General features: G+C 72.1%; 14 protein-coding genes. 6 read left to right on the top strand and 8 right to left on the bottom strand.

The window, feature by feature from the left end; genetic code table 11:
• Window positions 1–39: 39 nt before the first annotated feature.
• A complete protein-coding gene (locus ACFU0Y_RS06095; protein WP_380213564.1) occupies window positions 40–1,140 on the bottom strand; it encodes an alkene reductase in 1,101 nt (366 codons plus the stop codon).
• Between the two features lie 124 nt (window positions 1,141–1,264).
• Entirely contained in the window at window positions 1,265–2,182 is a 918-nt protein-coding gene (locus ACFU0Y_RS06090) for a helix-turn-helix domain-containing protein (RefSeq protein WP_380213563.1), read from the bottom strand.
• A 74-nt stretch (window positions 2,183–2,256) separates the two neighbouring features.
• Here ACFU0Y_RS06090 and ACFU0Y_RS06085 point away from each other — a divergent pair, with 74 nt between their 5' ends.
• Entirely contained in the window at window positions 2,257–2,781 is a 525-nt protein-coding gene (locus ACFU0Y_RS06085) for a VOC family protein (RefSeq protein ID WP_380213562.1), read from the top strand.
• 229 nt (window positions 2,782–3,010) lie between these two features.
• On the opposite strand, the gene ACFU0Y_RS06080 is transcribed toward ACFU0Y_RS06085, so the two are convergent.
• The 6 genes from ACFU0Y_RS06080 to ACFU0Y_RS06055 form a co-directional block, all read right to left on the bottom strand.
• A complete protein-coding gene (locus tag ACFU0Y_RS06080; RefSeq protein WP_380213561.1) occupies window positions 3,011–4,735 on the bottom strand; it encodes an aryl-sulfate sulfotransferase in 1,725 nt (574 codons plus the stop codon).
• 158 nt (window positions 4,736–4,893) lie between these two features.
• Window positions 4,894–5,220: a protealysin inhibitor emfourin gene (locus ACFU0Y_RS06075; RefSeq protein ID WP_380213560.1), complete on the bottom strand. Its 327-nt coding sequence runs from the start codon at window positions 5,218–5,220 to the stop codon at window positions 4,894–4,896.
• Window positions 5,221–5,295: 75 nt separating this feature from the next.
• Complete coding sequence (locus tag ACFU0Y_RS06070) at window positions 5,296–6,672, bottom strand: M4 family metallopeptidase (RefSeq protein ID WP_380213559.1); 1,377 nt, start codon at window positions 6,670–6,672, stop codon at window positions 5,296–5,298.
• Window positions 6,673–6,691: 19 nt separating this feature from the next.
• The gene (locus ACFU0Y_RS06065; protein ID WP_380213558.1) at window positions 6,692–7,081 is read right to left on the bottom strand and encodes a hypothetical protein; all 390 of its coding nucleotides are present in this window, start codon (window positions 7,079–7,081) and stop codon (window positions 6,692–6,694) included.
• 128 nt (window positions 7,082–7,209) lie between these two features.
• Entirely contained in the window at window positions 7,210–8,109 is a 900-nt protein-coding gene (locus ACFU0Y_RS06060; protein WP_380213557.1) for a PKD domain-containing protein, read from the bottom strand.
• Window positions 8,110–8,290: 181 nt separating this feature from the next.
• The gene (locus ACFU0Y_RS06055; protein WP_380213556.1) at window positions 8,291–8,959 is read right to left on the bottom strand and encodes a DUF6318 family protein; all 669 of its coding nucleotides are present in this window, start codon (window positions 8,957–8,959) and stop codon (window positions 8,291–8,293) included.
• Window positions 8,960–9,183: 224 nt separating this feature from the next.
• Between ACFU0Y_RS06055 and ACFU0Y_RS06050 the strand changes: the two genes are divergently transcribed.
• The 5 genes from ACFU0Y_RS06050 to ACFU0Y_RS06030 are packed head-to-tail and all read left to right on the top strand — an operon-like array spanning window position 9,184 to window position 15,011.
• Entirely contained in the window at window positions 9,184–9,888 is a 705-nt protein-coding gene (locus ACFU0Y_RS06050) for an NUDIX domain-containing protein (protein ID WP_380213555.1), read from the top strand.
• Window positions 9,885–11,168: a quinolinate synthase NadA gene (nadA, locus tag ACFU0Y_RS06045; RefSeq protein ID WP_380213554.1), complete on the top strand. Its 1,284-nt coding sequence runs from the start codon at window positions 9,885–9,887 to the stop codon at window positions 11,166–11,168. Before ACFU0Y_RS06050 ends, nadA begins: the two co-directional genes overlap by 4 nt.
• A complete protein-coding gene (locus ACFU0Y_RS06040) occupies window positions 11,165–12,934 on the top strand; it encodes an L-aspartate oxidase (RefSeq protein ID WP_380213553.1) in 1,770 nt (589 codons plus the stop codon). The genes nadA and ACFU0Y_RS06040 overlap by 4 nt, the downstream gene beginning before the upstream one ends.
• Window positions 12,928–13,839 carry a carboxylating nicotinate-nucleotide diphosphorylase gene (nadC, locus tag ACFU0Y_RS06035; RefSeq protein ID WP_380213552.1) on the top strand — a complete coding sequence of 304 codons (912 nt, stop codon included), beginning with the start codon at window positions 12,928–12,930 and terminating at the stop codon, window positions 13,837–13,839. The genes ACFU0Y_RS06040 and nadC overlap by 7 nt, the downstream gene beginning before the upstream one ends.
• Window positions 13,840–13,841: 2 nt before the next feature.
• Window positions 13,842–15,011: a cysteine desulfurase family protein gene (locus tag ACFU0Y_RS06030; protein WP_380213551.1), complete on the top strand. Its 1,170-nt coding sequence runs from the start codon at window positions 13,842–13,844 to the stop codon at window positions 15,009–15,011.
• Window positions 15,012–15,014 lie beyond the last annotated feature (3 nt).

The raw sequence follows: 15,014 nt of genomic DNA, 5'->3' as shown, positions 1-15,014 counted from the left end.
GGTCCGCCCGGCCTGACCGGGCGGACCACGGCGAGCCGCTCAGGCCTGGGCGAACGGGTAGTCCGTGTAGCCCTCCGCGCCCTGCGTGTAGAAGGTCCGCGGGTCCGGCACGTTCTCCGGCAGGCCCTCCGCCCAGCGCCGCGCCAGGTCCGGGTTCGCGATCGCCGGGCGTCCGACGACGACGCCGTCCGCCACGTCCTCCTCGATCAGCTGCACGCCCTCCTCGCGGGTGGTCGGGACGTCGCTGAAGCCGCTGTTGGCCAGGAAGGCGCCGCCGAAGCGGGAGCGCAGCCCCTGCACGAACTCTCCGGCCGGCTCCTTGTGCAGGACGGAGAGGTAGGCGAGGCCGAGGTCCCCGATGCCGTCGACGAGCGCGGCGTACGTGGCCCGGACGTCCTCGTGGTCGGTCTCCCAGGCGTCCTGGATGTTGTGCTCGGGCGAGATCCGCAGACCCACCTTTCCCGCGCCCACGGCTGCGGCCACGGCCCGGACGACCTCGACCACGAAGCGGGCGCGGTTCGCCGGGGAGCCGCCGTACTCGTCGGTGCGCCGGTTCGCCCCCGGTGCGAGGAACTCGTGCAGCAGGTAGCCGTTGGCGCCGTGGATCTCCACGCCGTCCATGCCCGCCTCGATCGCGTTGCGCGAGGCGCGGACGAAGGACTCCACCACGGCCGGCAGCTCCTCGAGGGTGAGGGCGTGCGGGACGGGGTAGTCGGCCTTGCCCTGGTAGGTGTGGGTCCGGCCCTCGATCGCGACGGCGCTCGGCGCCACCGGCTGGGAACCGCCGTTGATGTCCGGGTGCGTCACGCGCCCGGCGTGCATGACCTGCATGAACAGCCGGCCGTCCGCCGCGTGGACGCCCTCGGCGACACGGCGCCAGCCCTCGATCTGCTCCGGCGTCTCGATGCCGGGCTGGTAGGCGAAGCCCTGCCCGCGCACGTCGGGGTACGTGCCCTCGGTGACGATGAGGCCCATCGAGGCGCGCTGGGCGTAGTGCTCCACGTTGAGCTCGCCGGGGACGCCGTCACGGCCGGAGCGCATCCGGGTGAGGGGGGCCATGACGAGACGGTTCGGCAGCTCGAGCGAGCCGAGGGTGACGGGGGTGGACAGGGTGGAGTGCGGCACGGGGCAGCCTTTCATCAGGGAACTTGTTCTTTCCGTGTCAACGGGAGAAGGCCCCGAGTTATTTTCCTCTCCGCTGTCTCCTTCCTCACAGCCGGCGGCTCCGGTGTCCTCGCCGCCACGGACGCCGGGCCCGGCGCCGTCATCCGTCCCCGCGGCCGTAGCCGCGCGGGGTGGCGCCCAGCACCGACCGGAACTCCCGGGTGAGGTGGGACTGGTCCGCAAAGCCCAGCTCCGCGGCCAGCGTCCCGAGGTCCGCGGCCGGCTCCGCCCGCATCCGCTCGGCCGCCTCCTGGAGCCGACGACGACGGAGCAGCAGCTGCGGCGGCATGCCCACGAACCGGGCCGCGAGCCGTTGCAGGGAGCGCTCGGACACGTGCAGCTGCCGGGCGAGGTCGGCCGGGCTCCGCACGCCGGGTTCCGCTTCGAGGAGATCGACCAGGCGGTTGGCCATGGCACCGTCCCGGACCGCGGCCGGGGACACCTCCGCCGCCAGCGCCCGGACGTGGTCCACGAGCAGAGCGGCAGCCCGCTCCTGCCGACCGGTCGGCGCGGCTTCCGCCACGGTCCCGTCGCCGGTTTCTCCGACGGCCGAGCGCACCGTGGGCCCACCGGCGGAGGCCACCACCTCGGGCGGCCCCGCCGCACGCGCGGGGAGGCCGAGCGGGTCGGTCCCCGCCATGGCCTCCGCGACGGCCGAGTGCAGTCCGGGGGCGGGGAGCGCCACCGAGCCGTCGAGCAGCTCCGCCGGGCGCTCGGTGAACAGCAGGACTCCGGCAGGGCGCAGCAGCGCGCCGACCGCCCAGCCGCGTCCCGTGAGCACCCGGACGGAGGCGCGGCTCGTGGGCCCGTGCAGCGCCACCCCGTCCGGTTCGACCACCACGTTGCTCGCCGGATAGCCCAGCACGAGCTGCTCGGCCCGTTCCCCCGCCGGCAGGTCCCACTCCGGAATCCACAGCTGGCGGACGAGGTGGGCGACGTCGTCGGGCGCGGGCAGGCGCACGATCGTGGCGTGCGGGCCCGGGGTGAGGTGGCCCCGTGTGGTGGGCGGCTCGCTCATGGCACGAGCGTAACCACCCGAGGGTGGCGGGAATCTTCAAGACCGGTCAGCGTCCGGTTTCCTAGGCTCGGGGCATGAGCACAGAGCAGAACCTCCGTGGGGTCACCGGAGCGCACACCACCGACGGGACGCCTCGGGGGTTCACGTCCTTGACGCCCTTCGTCGCCGTGGTCGACGCGGCCGCGGCGATCGACTTCTACACGCGCACCTTCGGGGCCCGCCTCGTCGACCGCACCGACATGCCCGGACCGGACGGGACGCCCGTCGTCGCGCACGCCACGCTCGACCTCGGTGACGGACGCCTCCAGCTCGGCGAGGTGAACCCTGCTTTCCACCTCGTGGCACCGCCCGCGGGCGACGACGACTGCTTCTCCCTGGGCCTCTACGTCCCGGACGTCGACGACGTCGTGGCGCGCGCCCTCGCCGCCGGCGCGCAGGTCCGCGAGCCCGTCAGCACGTTCGTCTCCGGCGACCGCTACGGCAGCATCCGCGATCCGTTCGGCATCCGGTGGTCGATCATGACCCGGGTCGAGGACCTCTCCGAGGAGCAGAGCAGCGCCCGGGTCGCCGAGTGGGCGGAGTCCGCGGGCCAGGCGTGAGGACCCGGTCCCGCACGCGAACTCCTCGGACGCGCACGGGACCGGTCTCCGGAACGGGTCCCGGCCGCGGTTCTCCACTCCTCGGCCGGGACCGTCAGCTCTCCCTGTGTCCCGGGGATCCCCTCACACGCACCAGCCAACCACCACCGGCTGAACACCAGCTGAAGCAGGACCGCTGCGCGGTGGCCTCGGTGGTGCTGTCCGTTCCCGCCGCGATGGGCGCGCCGGCTCAGTCCGCGACGAACCAGAAGTTGCCGAACCCGTACTTGAGCACCCGGTAGGCGAAGTCGTCCTCGGTTGGTCCCTCGAGGGCGTAGCCGTATCGAGCGACGACCTCCCGCTGCGCGTCGTACTCCGCGAACGTCAGGGCCTGGCCGCTGTTGACCACGAGCGGACCACCGAGGTCCTGGACGTTGCTGACGATCGCGGAGTAGGGGACGGGGACCGACTCGACCTCGGTGTAGGTCCCGGCGTTCTCGTCGACCAGGTACTTCCGGTACTCCGAGCGGAGGGAGGGGTCCGCCGTGGGCACCGGGGAAGCCCCGACGGGCACGGGAGCCGTGTAGTCCGGACGGCTGCTCATCCTCCAGAACGAGTTGTCGAACATGGTGAGGTAGTACTGGCCGTCCGCCAGCTCCGCGTCGTCGTGGCGCACCACCGAGTGCTGCCCAGCGCTGTCGGGGAAGTCCCCCGCCTTCTCGAGGAGCAGGTCCTCGACGTCGGTGCCGGCCCAGACCTCGCGCTGACCGATGATGTAGTCGACCGTGGGGCTCCCGTGCACGTCGTCGACCTTCAGGATCGCCGAGTTCTCGCGCGCGCTGACGATCACGGAGTCCCCGTCCGGGGACCAGTCGACCGAGTTCAGGTGCAGCCAGTCGTCCACCTCGCCCGGACCGTAGGGCCCCGGGCCGTAGGGCTGGGTGCGGGACTTGTAGTCGGCCAGGAGCTCCGTGAAGTCGACCGTCTTCTCGTATGTCCCCGTCTGCAGGTCGAGGGACACCAGGACGTCCTCCACGCTGCCCTTGGCGGTCTCCGTCGCCAGGATCACGAGCTTGCCGTCGTCGGTGACGTCGAAGTCGTGGTGCATCTCGTACCCGTCCAGCACGTGGCTGGTCACGACCCGGCCGAGGCCGTCGATCCGGACCACCTTGTCCGTCCCGACCGTGGTCACCATGGTGTCGCCGTAGAACTCCAGCCGGTCCGTGCGGTAGTCGTCGAGGTCGAACTCGGCGCGCAGCACTCCCGCGTTGTCGTAGAGCAGGGTGTAGTCGATGTGACGCCTCAGCCCCATGACCGCGAACAGTCCGTCGGTGAGCTCCTCGGCGTCCCCCTCCACGGTGCGTTCGAGGGTCGTGCGGTCGCCGGAAGCACTCGGTGGGGCGGTCATCGTGAACGAGAACTCCGTGGGCTCGCCGCCGTCGGGCTGCCAGGTGGTGGTCACGGTGTTCTCGGCGCCAGGGACCACCCCGATGAGCTGCCCCTCGAACGACGAGGGACTCGGGTCGTGGTCCTTGGCGACGCGGTTGAAGTCCGCCGTGCCGGGAGAGCTGACGGTGTACGTCAGGGTGCCGTTGTCCTCGGTGTCGAACTGGGCGAGGATCCCCGTGGTGTTGGTGCCGAAGGGGTTGAGCACGAGCAGGGGATCCCCGGGAGAGGAGTCCGCCGAGGTCAGGTCCTCCAGTGCGGCGTCGAGCACCTCTTGCACGTCCAGGGCGAAGCCGCCGCGCTGCTCGGGAACGCCGTTGCGGGTGACCGTCACGGTGAGGACATCCGTGTCCGCCGCCGGGTAGGTCTCGGCAGTGGCCACCAGCTGGTCGGCGGCCGGCACCAGCGGGGGAGCATCGGGGGTCCGTGGAGCCGCCGGGGGCGTGACCGCGAGGGCCGGGCTCCCCGACACGGCCAGGGCGGCCGCCGTGAGAATGGTGATGGAACGAGCGCGCGATCTCTTCGACATCTCGGTCTCCAGGTGGTGGGCGCGGCGGTCAGGTCCGGCCGAGTGTAGCCACCCAACACCCCTCTGATAAGGGACGATGTCTTTGCGGGGGCTAATGTCGCACGCGGGAGCCTCTTGGCGGCAGGGAATGACCTCTGATGACCTCCGCTCGGTCCGGCTCAGGGGCTTCCCGGCTCGCACTGGTCCGCGCAGTCGCGCAGCCGGGCCACGAGCTCCTGCGCCGCCGGGTCCTGGTCGAACTCGCCGACCACGAGGCGCCGGACGCCGGAGCTCTCCTGGACCTCGATCACGTAGGACTGCTGGTCGGCTCCGCGGCGGGTCGTCGGCGCGGCCGATCCCAGCCGGTGCGTGCGGACGGTCTCGAAGAGGTCGAGGAGCGCGTCCTGCTGCGCCCGCGGCAGGGACTCGGTCTCGAAGCTCCGCTCCACGGCCAGCCCGGGGAAGTACGCGATGCCTCCCTCGAGGCGGTAGCTGACTCTCGCCATGAACGGCACCGTCCCTCCGTAGGACGCGGGTGGCCCGGTCGGTTCCGTGCGGGGACCGCCGGGGCCGGTGGGGAATCAGTTCCCGACTATACCCGTGGCACCCTTCCGGGTCAGGCGCCAGCATCCGTCCGCCCCCTCGAAGGTGGTCATGGCGCCCGTGGCGACGTCGCCCGCGAGCGTGCCGGCGTACCGGGCCGCGCCGCCGTCGAAGGACAGGAGCAGGGTGCCGTCCTGCTGGTGCCACCGCCCGGTCAGCTCGCCGGTGAACGAGCCGTCCTCGCGGAAGGTCAGGGTCGTCCGGGCGGAGGAGTCCGTGCAGCCCCAGCTGTAGTGGAGCACCCATTCGTCCACGAGGGCGCCCACGGACCGGACCGTCTCGGGCACGACCCCCACCTGCTGCCAGGCATCCGCCACCACGGCCTGCTCCGCGGGTCCGAACTGGGTGCCGGCGTGCCGGAGCGTGAGACCCGCGAAGTCCTTGAACTGCGCGGTCCACCGCAGGCGCCGCAGCTCGGGGTCCCGCATCGCGGCGTACCAGATCCGCCCGGCCCTGTCCCAGCTGTGGCCGCCCAGTCCGGTCGCCGCGAAGTAGAAGGCCCGGTTCGGGATGCCGGAGTTGATGTGCACACCGCCGTTGTCGTCCAGCGTGTGCACGAAGCGGGACATGTGGTCCGGCTGCGGGTCCTTGCCGAGCACGTCGTCGTCGAACGCCGTGCCGGGGGCCTTCATCGAACGGAGGCCCACTCCGTTCACGGCGCTCGTGAAGAGACCGGCGCCGACGATCCAGTCGGCGTCCGCCGCGGTCTGCCGGGGAACGGCCACGTACTGCTTGACCATGGCCCCGACCACGTCGGAGAAGTGCTCGTTGAGCGCTCCGGCCTGGTGCATGTACAGGAGGTCGGACTCGTGCGTGGTGATCCCGTGGGCGAGCTCGTGCCCGATGACGTCCACGGAGGCGGTGAAGCGGTTGAAGTACTGGCCGTCGCCGTCCCCGAAGATCATCTGCCGGCCGTCCCAGGCCGCGTTGTTGTACTTGTCCTGGTAGTGCACCGTGCCGAGCAGGGGCATGCCGGCGTCGTCGAGGGAGTTGCGCCCGAAGACCTCCTGCAGGAGGTCGAACGTGGAGCCCAGCCCGTCGTAGGCCTCGTCCACGGCAGGGTCCCCGCTGGCCGGGTCCCCCTCCGTGCGCACCAGGGTGCCCGGCAGCTCGCCGGTGTTGCCCGCAGTGTGGACCCGGCGCTCCTTGTGGGCGGTCGCCTGCGTCGCGACGGCCCGGGCGGTCAGGTCCGCGATCAGCCGCTCCGTCCGCACCGTGGTGTCCACCGCCAGCGCGGCCAGGGCGTTCCTCCGGGTCTGTTCGTCCCCGTGCACCGCCATCTGCTCGTGCACGTACGGCGGGATCACCCCGCAGCGCACTCCGTGGCCGTACCGGTGTCCGTGGTCCGTGGTCATCTCTTCCCCATCCCCCGCATCAGATCCGGTTGCCCGCGGCGTCCAGCTCACCGGGCGCCGTCCCCGCGGAGTCCAGCCACCGCCCGGCGGCGTCCGCCGGCTGCCCGGCGCTGCTGTCCGCGGGGACCGCCCCGTCGTCGGAGCCCTGCCGGACCAGGTACCAGCAGCCGCCCGGAGAACCGTCGAAGCAGGACATCGCCCCTGCCCCCGCGCTGCCGGTGACCGTGCCGCCGTACTGCGCCGGGCCGTCGGCGAAGCGGAGCAGCAGGGTGCCGTCGTGCTGCCGCCAGGCACCGGAGAAGCCGCCGCCCGAGAAGCTGCCGTCCGGGTTGAACGCGAAGGTCACTCTGCCGTAGTCGTCGGTGCAGCCCCAGCTGAAGTGGAGCACCCACGGACCGGAGATCGTCATTGTTCCGCCCCTCTCCTCGTCCGGCGCGCGCGCACCGGCGGGATCGCCGACCGGGTTCTCCGGGTCCGGAGAACCGTGTCCGTCGATCATCCCACCAGGATCCGACGGCGTACCGGTCGGCGCGGGGATTAGCAGCCGGTGCCCTGCGGGTTCTCGAGGCAGTCGTCCGCGTAGTTGCGCACCGTGGAGCGCCAGACACTGATCGGCACGGGTGCGCTCGCCACGTCGTTGAGCCCTGCCACGGGCAGCCACGGACCGCCCGCGACGGAGTATTCGCCGGAGAACCAGGTGGTGAGCGAGACGGCGTAGTCCCCGGTCTCGGTGTAGACGTGGCTGGTGTCGGTCTCCACGTCCCACGCGTCCTCCGAGAGCGGGGCGCCGCTGAGCTCCGTGGGTCCGAGCGCGGTGCCGTCGCCGTAGTCCCACGCGTACTGCACGGGAACGGCGCGGACCTGTACCGGGAAGCCGCCCAGCTCGGTGCTGAACTGCTGGGGCCGGGCCTCCGCCCAGACGTTGGTGTGCATGCCCCGCAGCGTGTCGGGCGCGGGCTGGACCGTGCTGATCGCCGGCGCGACGGCCAGCGTCCGGAAGTCCTGCAGGGTGAAGGTCGGCAGCTCCACGACCTCCTCGCCCCCCTCCGCCTCGGCCACCGAGACGCACATGGGCTCTCCCCACGGCGTGCTGGGGCCCTCCCCCTGCCGGACGACGACGTTCATGTACACGCCCTCCCCGCCGTCCGCCGTGGTGCAGTCCCGTTCGGCCAGGCAGTCCTCGAGGACGGCGCCCCTCCGGTTGGTGCAAGGGTTCTGGAGGCCGAACGTCTGCGACTTCGACTGCGCGATGGTGTCCGGGTTGAACGGCCGGTCGATCCCCTGGTCGCCCAGGTACTGGCGGAGGGCCTTCTGGAAGGCGGGGTCCTCGTCCGGGTCGTAGTCGACCGGCTGCGCACCCACAGCACCCGGATCATGTCGTTGAGAACTGTCGGCCACGATTGGTGGCCCCTCGTCGAGTCGGAGCTCCAACTTCATCTTGTCTCCGTCGGCAACAGCAGTCGTCGAATTGGAAATGTCAGCACTGCGCTGGCCACGCATAGAGTAACCGCTATTTAATCGGGTTGCTTTATTCGCCCAGCCTTCTTCTTTATTAGATGATTCAGCGCTTACCTGTAGGAGTAGGAGTGACGCTGCTAGCAATCCAGAAAGACTCATCTTACCCATTGCTTTTACCGGCCCCAGGTAAATTTGCTGCAGTTATATATATCCAAGATTTTTCTGCATAATCTAGATATACGGGGAAGGGGTCCCCTTCCCCACTGCGGGGAGAGGCTTCATATGTGACTTCCCCGTGTTCGACGAGCTTAAGCCCCTCAGCACTTGTAATGACAATCGGCTTATAGACTCCGTCCGAGGAACGTTGAATACTTGCATCCTGGATCTTGGGGCTCTCTCGGCCCCCGACAAACCATGCCCCATCTCCATAAACATCCTCAATAAACATCAATTGTTCCGTGCATATGTCACAAGAATCACTGATGATCGTCTGGGCATATTCTGCATCACCGGTTTGATGGGCGTACCACATGGCGTCCGACCAGTAGTCGAGGAACGCCTGCGCGCCCTCCCGGGACTCCTCCCGCGCCAGGTCCGGCATGACGGGCACGGGCACGTTCTGCGCGGGCCCGTCGAGGGAGGCCGGCACGTAGTCGGCCGGGGTGGCACCCGGGCCGGGCTCCGCCGTCGTCGGCGCGGCCGACGGGGCGGGGCTGGACGGTGACGCCGCCGCACCGCCGTCGTCGTCGTCGGGGCCGCATCCCGTGAGAAGCAGTGCCGCCAGGACGGCGACCCCCAGCGCCGTGCCGTCTGGGTTGGACCGGACCATGAGGTTCCCCGCTTCGCTCTGCCGCGGCCGGACGGACCGGCTGGATGGGTCAGATGGTAAGTGCTCCCGGATGCTCGGCAGCAACCCCTGTGGACATCATGGAACCCGCGTTTTCATGGGGCCTGGTCAGCGGCGCCATGGTCACGACTTCGTTAACGTCACACTGACTCGAACAGTGTTATAGTCACTGCAACCTGAAGGCGTGGAACACGATGGAGGTGACGATGACCGCGCAGAACGTGGCACTGGCGGTGTCCACCGTCATCTTCGCCGCCCGCGACACCGGCCCCGACGGCGGCAAGGAGCTCTGGCTGCCCCTCGTCCGCCGCGTCCGCGACCCCTTCCGGGGGATGTGGGCCCTGCCCGGCGGACCGCTCCAGCCGCACGAGGACCTCGAGGCCTCCGCCGCCCGGTCCCTGCAGCTCACCACCGGTCTGCAGCCCGGCTACCTCGAGCAGCTCTACGCCTTCGGCGGCCTGACCCGCTCGGCGAACGCCGAGGAGCGCGTCGTCTCGATCGTCTACTGGGCCTCGATCCGCGCCGACCAGACCTCCGACCTCCACGCCGACCTCAACGTCACGTGGATGCGCACCGCCGAGCTGCCACCTCTGGCGTTCGACCACAGCGACATCGTGGACTACGCCCTCTACCGGCTGCGCAACAAGATCACCTACAGCCGCGTGGCCTACTCCTTCCTCGGCGAGACCTTCACGCTCGCCGCCCTCCGGGATGTCCACGAGGCCATCCTGGGCACCCCCCTGGACCCGGCCAACTTCCGGCGCCAGGTGCTGGCGTCCGGCGCCGTCCTCGACACGGGCACCCGCCTGGAGGGCACGCGCCACCGACCACCCCGGCTCTACCGCTACGACCACGACCTCGACCTCGCCGACCGCACCCCGGCCGGCCGCAGCACCCAGGAGCAGACATGACCTCCGTCGCCACCCGCATCGACCTGCTGACCGGGAAGCCGGCCGGCGCTCCGGCCCCGAGCACCTGCAGCACCGACCTCGCCACGAACCCGTGGGACTTCGCGCCCACCGTCTCCGCGGGCTACGGCCCGGGGGCCTCCGAGGCCGACACGGTGCCCGCCGGCACCCCGGCCCAGCCCGTGATCCCGGAGGAGTACCAGCGCGCGTCCGCCGAGGAGCTCGACCGGCGGATCGCCGCCGCCAAGGAGACCCTCGGCGAGCGCGTGGTGGTGCTCGGCCACTTCTACCAGCGCGACGAGATCGTGCAGCACGCCGACTTCCTCGGCGACTCGTTCCAGCTGGCCCGCGCCGCCCGTTCGAAGCCGGAGGCCGAGGCCATCGTGTTCTGCGGCGTGCACTTCATGGCCGAGACCGCCGACATCCTCTCCGGCGAGCACCAGTCCGTGATCCTGCCCAACCTCGCCGCCGGCTGCTCCATGGCGGACATGGCCGACGAGGACTCCGTCGAGGAGGCGTGGGAGCAGCTCATGGACGTCCTCGGGGAGACCGACGAGGACGGCCGGCAGAGCGTGGTGCCCGTGACCTACATGAACTCCTCCGCGGCGCTCAAGGCGTTCTGCGGCCGGCACGGCGGCATCGTGTGCACCTCCTCCAACGCCGCGACCGTGCTGGAGTGGGCGTTCGAGCGCGGCCGGCGGGTGCTGTTCTTCCCCGACCAGCACCTGGGCCGCAACACCGCCAAGGCCATGGGGATCCCGCTCGAGCAGATGCCGATGTGGAACCCGAACAAGGACCTCGGCGGGAACACCGTCGACGAGCTCACCGCGTCGACGGTGATCCTCTGGCACGGCTTCTGCTCGGTGCACCGCCGCTTCACCGTGGTCCAGATCGAGAAGGCCCGGGCCGAGCACCCCGGCGTGCGGGTCATCGTGCACCCCGAGTGCCCCATGCCCGTGGTCGACGCCGCCGACGAGAACGGCTCCACCGACCACATCCGCAAGGCCGTCGAGGCCGCCGAGCCCGGCAGCACCTTCGCGATCGGCACCGAGATCAACATGGTCAACCGGCTCGCCGACCAGCACCCCGAGCACACGATCTTCTGCCTGGACCCGGTGATCTGCCCGTGCTCCACCATGTACCGGATCCACCCCGGCTACCTCGCCTGGGTGCTCGAGGAGCTCGTGGCCGGGCGCACGATCAACCAGGTCTCCGTGGACGCCGCGACCGCCCGGGACGCCGAGGTGGCGCTCGAGCGGATGCTGGCGGCGCTGCCGCGGTGAGCACGGACCCGGCACCGCGCGTGCTCGTGGTGGGCAGCGGCATCGCGGGTCTCACCGCGGCCCTGCGCGCCGCGGACCACGGGCTCGACGTGACCGTGCTGAGCAAGGACGCCCTCGACGAGACCGGCACCGCCCGCGCCCAGGGCGGGATCGCGGCCATGACGGCCGCGCTCCCCGCCGGCCAGCCCCGCGACTCCGAGGACCTGCACGTCCGGGACACCCTCGCCGCCGGCGCGGGGACGTGCGACGACGACGCCGTGCGCGTCCTCGTGCGCGACTCGGCGGCCGCGATCGACGAGCTCGTGGCGCGCGGCGTCGGCTTCGACCGTACGGCGGGAGCCGACTCCCCCTGGCTCGAGGGCCTCGAGGGCGCCCACTCCCTGCCCCGGATCCTGCACGCCGGCGGTGACGCGACCGGCCGCGAGATCCAGCGCGCCCTCCTGGCCGCCGCGCTGGCGGCCGAGGCCTCCGGGCACCTGCGGATCCTGCGGCGCACCCTGCTGGTCGACCTGGTGCTCGACGCCGGCGGCCGGGCGGCCGGGGCCCTCGTGCTGACCGGTCCCGGGGACCGGCTCCGTGAGCTGGGCGCGGACGCCGTGGTGCTCGCCACCGGCGGGGCCGGGCAGCTCTACCCCCACACCACCAATCCCGCGGTGGCCACCGGCGACGGCATCGCCGCGGCCCTGCGCGCGGGCGCCGCCGTGGCGGACCTGGAGTTCGTGCAGTTCCACCCGACGGCGCTGGCGGCACCGGGCTGCTTCCTGGTCTCCGAGGCGGTCCGCGGTGAGGGCGCGGTGCTGCGGGACGCCGCGGGCCGGCGCTTCCTGGCGGACGCGCACCCGCTGGCGGAGCTCGCCCCCCGCGACGTGGTGGCCCGTGAGAACGTCCGCCGGTCCCTGGCCCAGGACGGCCGGCCGGTCCTGCTCGACTGCACCCGGCTGGCCCCGCCCGGATCCCGCCCGGACGGCGGCACGACCGCCGAGTTCCTCGCCCGGCGCTTCCCCACGATCGACGCCGCCCTGCGCGCGCACGGCCTCGACTGGTCCCGCGAGCCGGTCCCGGTGACCCCGGCGGCCCACTACCTGATGGGCGGGGTCGCCACCGACGGCCTCGGGCGCAGCACCGTTCCGGGTCTCTACGCCGTGGGCGAGTGCGCGGCCACGGGGGTGCACGGAGCCAACCGGCTGGCGTCCAACTCCCTGCTGGAGGGCGCCGTCTTCGGTGCTCGCGTCGCGGACGCGCTACGTGCGGACGCACTGGGCCCCGGCCGAGCGGACGACGGCGCCCCGGTGCGCCTCGTCCTGCCCGGCCGCGCGGAGGTCCTGCCGGGACCCGGGCGGTCCGGGCTCGATGCGCCCCACGGCAGGGACGCCGCCCCGGCCGGGAGCAGCACCGAGCCGTTCGACCGTGCGCAGTTCCAGGAGGCCATGTGGACCGGGGCCGGCGTCCTGCGCGACCACGCACGGCTCGAGGCACTGGCCCGGCGGCTGGCCGGCTTCCGCCCACCCACCGGCCTCTCCCGCCGCGCGGTCGAGGACCGGAACCTGCTGACCGTGGGGAGCGCCGTGACCGCCGCGGCCCTGCACCGCACCGAGTCCCGGGGGGCCCACTTCCGGGAGGACTTCCCGGCGCCCGACCCCACCCGGGCCCGACGCACGTTCTGGCGCCTGGCACCCACCCCGCACATGAGCAATTACCACGCGCTGACCAGTGAACATGTCGACATCGACATGTTCGACCTACCGGAGAGGATCCCCGCATGCTGACCCGAGCCGCCATCACCGAGGTCGTGGAGCGGGGGCTCGCCGAGGACGTCCCCTGGGGCGACATCACCTCGGAGCACCTCATCCCCGCCGGCACCACGGCCCGGGCCGAGCTCGTGGCGCGCGAGGCCGGGGTCTTCTCCGGCGGGCAGGTCTTCGCCGCGACGTTCGCCGCCGCGGACCCCGCGGTGGTCGTGGAGCTGGTCCGCGCCGACGGCGACCGCTTCGACACCGGTGACACCCTGGCCGTGGTGACCGGTCCCGCCCGCGCCGTGCTGACCGGCGAGCGCGTGGCCCTGAACCTCACCCAGCGGATGTGCGGGATCGCCACGCTGACCGCCCGCTACGTCGCCGCCGTCGAGGAGACGGTCGCCCGCGTGGAGCAGGCCGCCGAACTCCCCGCCGGCACGATCACCCGCACCCGGGTGGCCGACACCCGCAAGACCACGCCGGGGCTGCGGGCGCTCGAGAAGCACGCCGTGCTCAGCGGGGGCGGGCACAACCACCGGCACTCCCTCTCGGACGCCGTGATGGCCAAGGACAACCACCTGGCCCTGCTCACGGCCGACGGAACGGACCTGACCGGCGCCCTGCGGCAGCTGCGCCGTCGTCTCCCGCACACGGTGCACCTCGAGGTGGAGGTGGACCGGCTCGACCAGATCGAGGCCGTCCTGGCCGGGGGCGCGGACACGATCCTGCTGGACAACTTCTCCGTGGACGACCTCGTGAGCGGTGTGGCGATCATCGACGGCCGGGCCACCGTGGAGGCCTCCGGCGGCGTGCGCCTGGAGACCATCGGGGACATCGCGGCCACCGGGGTGGACGTCGTCTCGGTGGGCGCGCTCACCCACTCCGCGCCGAACGTGGACCTGGGCCTCGACATCGGGCTCGGCGGCCGGAGAGGATGACCGTGCTCTACCTCGACTCGGCCGCGACCACCCCCGTCCGGCGGGAGGTCCTGGAGGCCATGTGGCCCTACCTCACCCAGGAGTTCGGCAACGCCTCGAGCCACCACGAGGCGGGCCGGCGCGCGCTGGCCGGGCTCGACCACGCCCGCGCGACGGTCGCGCAGGTGCTGAACTGCCGGCCCGCCGAGGTCGTGTTCACCTCGGGCGGGACCGAGGCGGACAACCTGGCCGTCAAGGGCATCGCCCTGGGGCGCCGGGACCGGGACGCCGCGCGCACGCACGTGGTGACGAGTGCCGTGGAGCACCACGCCGTGCTCGACTCGGCCCGGGACCTCGCCCGCTGGGACGGGTTCGACGTCACGGAGCTGGCCGTGTCCGTGGAGGGGGTCGTGGACCCCGCGTCCCTGGAGAGGGCTGTTCGTCCGGGCACCGCAGTGGTATCCGTGATGCATGCGAACAACGAGACGGGTACGGTCCAGGCGATCCCCGAACTGGCTGCGGTGGCTCGGGCGCGGGACGTCCCGTTCCATACGGATGCGGTCCAGGCGGCCGGGTCGCTGGAACTGGACGTACAAGCGCTCGACGTGGCGGCGCTGAGCCTCGCCGGGCACAAGATCGGGGGGCCCAAGGGCACGGGGGTGCTGTTCCTGCGCCGGGGGACCCCCCTGCGCCCGCTGCTGAGCGGCGGCGGGCACGAGCGCGGCCGGCGCTCCGGGACCTCGGACGTGGCCGGCGCGGTGGGTCTCGCCACGGCCCTGCGGCTCGCGGCCGAGGAGCGCCCGGACCGGGCCGCCCGTCTCGCCGCCCTGCGGGACCGGCTGATCACCGGGGTCCTGTCCGAGATCCCCTCGGCGGTGCTGACCGGCCCGGACCCGCGGGAGCGGCCGGCGGCGCGGCTGCCCGGCAGCGCCTCGTTCTGCTTCCCCGGGGTCAACGGCGAGACGGTCCTCGTGGACCTGGAGGCCCGCGGGCTGCTCGTGTCCTCGGGCTCGGCCTGCGCGGCCGGGGACGCCGAGCCCTCCCACGTGCTGACCGCCATGGGCTTCCCGCCCGAGGTGGCCACCACCGCGGTCCGGTTCACGCTGTCCGCCGAGATCACCCCGGAGCAGGTGGACGGGATCGTGGCGGCCGCCCGGGACGTGGTCGAGCGGCTCGGCGCGGCCCGCGGCTGAGCC

Origin of the sequence: Kocuria sp. NPDC057446 (genome assembly GCF_042802875.1) — a bacterium.
GTDB lineage: Bacteria > Actinomycetota > Actinomycetes > Actinomycetales > Micrococcaceae > Kocuria.
This window is presented reverse-complemented; position numbering and strand designations above follow the sequence as displayed.

What these genes read in the sequence shown, in the direction of transcription:
- ACFU0Y_RS06095 (WP_380213564.1), bottom strand. Translation starts at nt 1,140, where the DNA reads ATGAAAGGCTGCCCCGTGCCGCACTCCACCCTGTCCACCCCCGTCACC.
- ACFU0Y_RS06090 (WP_380213563.1), bottom strand. Translation starts at nt 2,182, where the DNA reads ATGAGCGAGCCGCCCACCACACGGGGCCACCTCACCCCGGGCCCGCAC.
- ACFU0Y_RS06085 (WP_380213562.1), top strand. Translation starts at nt 2,257, where the DNA reads ATGAGCACAGAGCAGAACCTCCGTGGGGTCACCGGAGCGCACACCACC.
- ACFU0Y_RS06080 (WP_380213561.1), bottom strand. Translation starts at nt 4,735, where the DNA reads ATGTCGAAGAGATCGCGCGCTCGTTCCATCACCATTCTCACGGCGGCC.
- ACFU0Y_RS06075 (WP_380213560.1), bottom strand. Translation starts at nt 5,220, where the DNA reads ATGGCGAGAGTCAGCTACCGCCTCGAGGGAGGCATCGCGTACTTCCCC.
- ACFU0Y_RS06070 (WP_380213559.1), bottom strand. Translation starts at nt 6,672, where the DNA reads ATGACCACGGACCACGGACACCGGTACGGCCACGGAGTGCGCTGCGGG.
- ACFU0Y_RS06065 (WP_380213558.1), bottom strand. Translation starts at nt 7,081, where the DNA reads ATGACGATCTCCGGTCCGTGGGTGCTCCACTTCAGCTGGGGCTGCACC.
- ACFU0Y_RS06060 (WP_380213557.1), bottom strand. Translation starts at nt 8,109, where the DNA reads ATGAAGTTGGAGCTCCGACTCGACGAGGGGCCACCAATCGTGGCCGAC.
- ACFU0Y_RS06055 (WP_380213556.1), bottom strand. Translation starts at nt 8,959, where the DNA reads ATGGTCCGGTCCAACCCAGACGGCACGGCGCTGGGGGTCGCCGTCCTG.
- ACFU0Y_RS06050 (WP_380213555.1), top strand. Translation starts at nt 9,184, where the DNA reads ATGACCGCGCAGAACGTGGCACTGGCGGTGTCCACCGTCATCTTCGCC.
- nadA (WP_380213554.1), top strand. Translation starts at nt 9,885, where the DNA reads ATGACCTCCGTCGCCACCCGCATCGACCTGCTGACCGGGAAGCCGGCC.
- nadC (WP_380213552.1), top strand. Translation starts at nt 12,928, where the DNA reads ATGCTGACCCGAGCCGCCATCACCGAGGTCGTGGAGCGGGGGCTCGCC.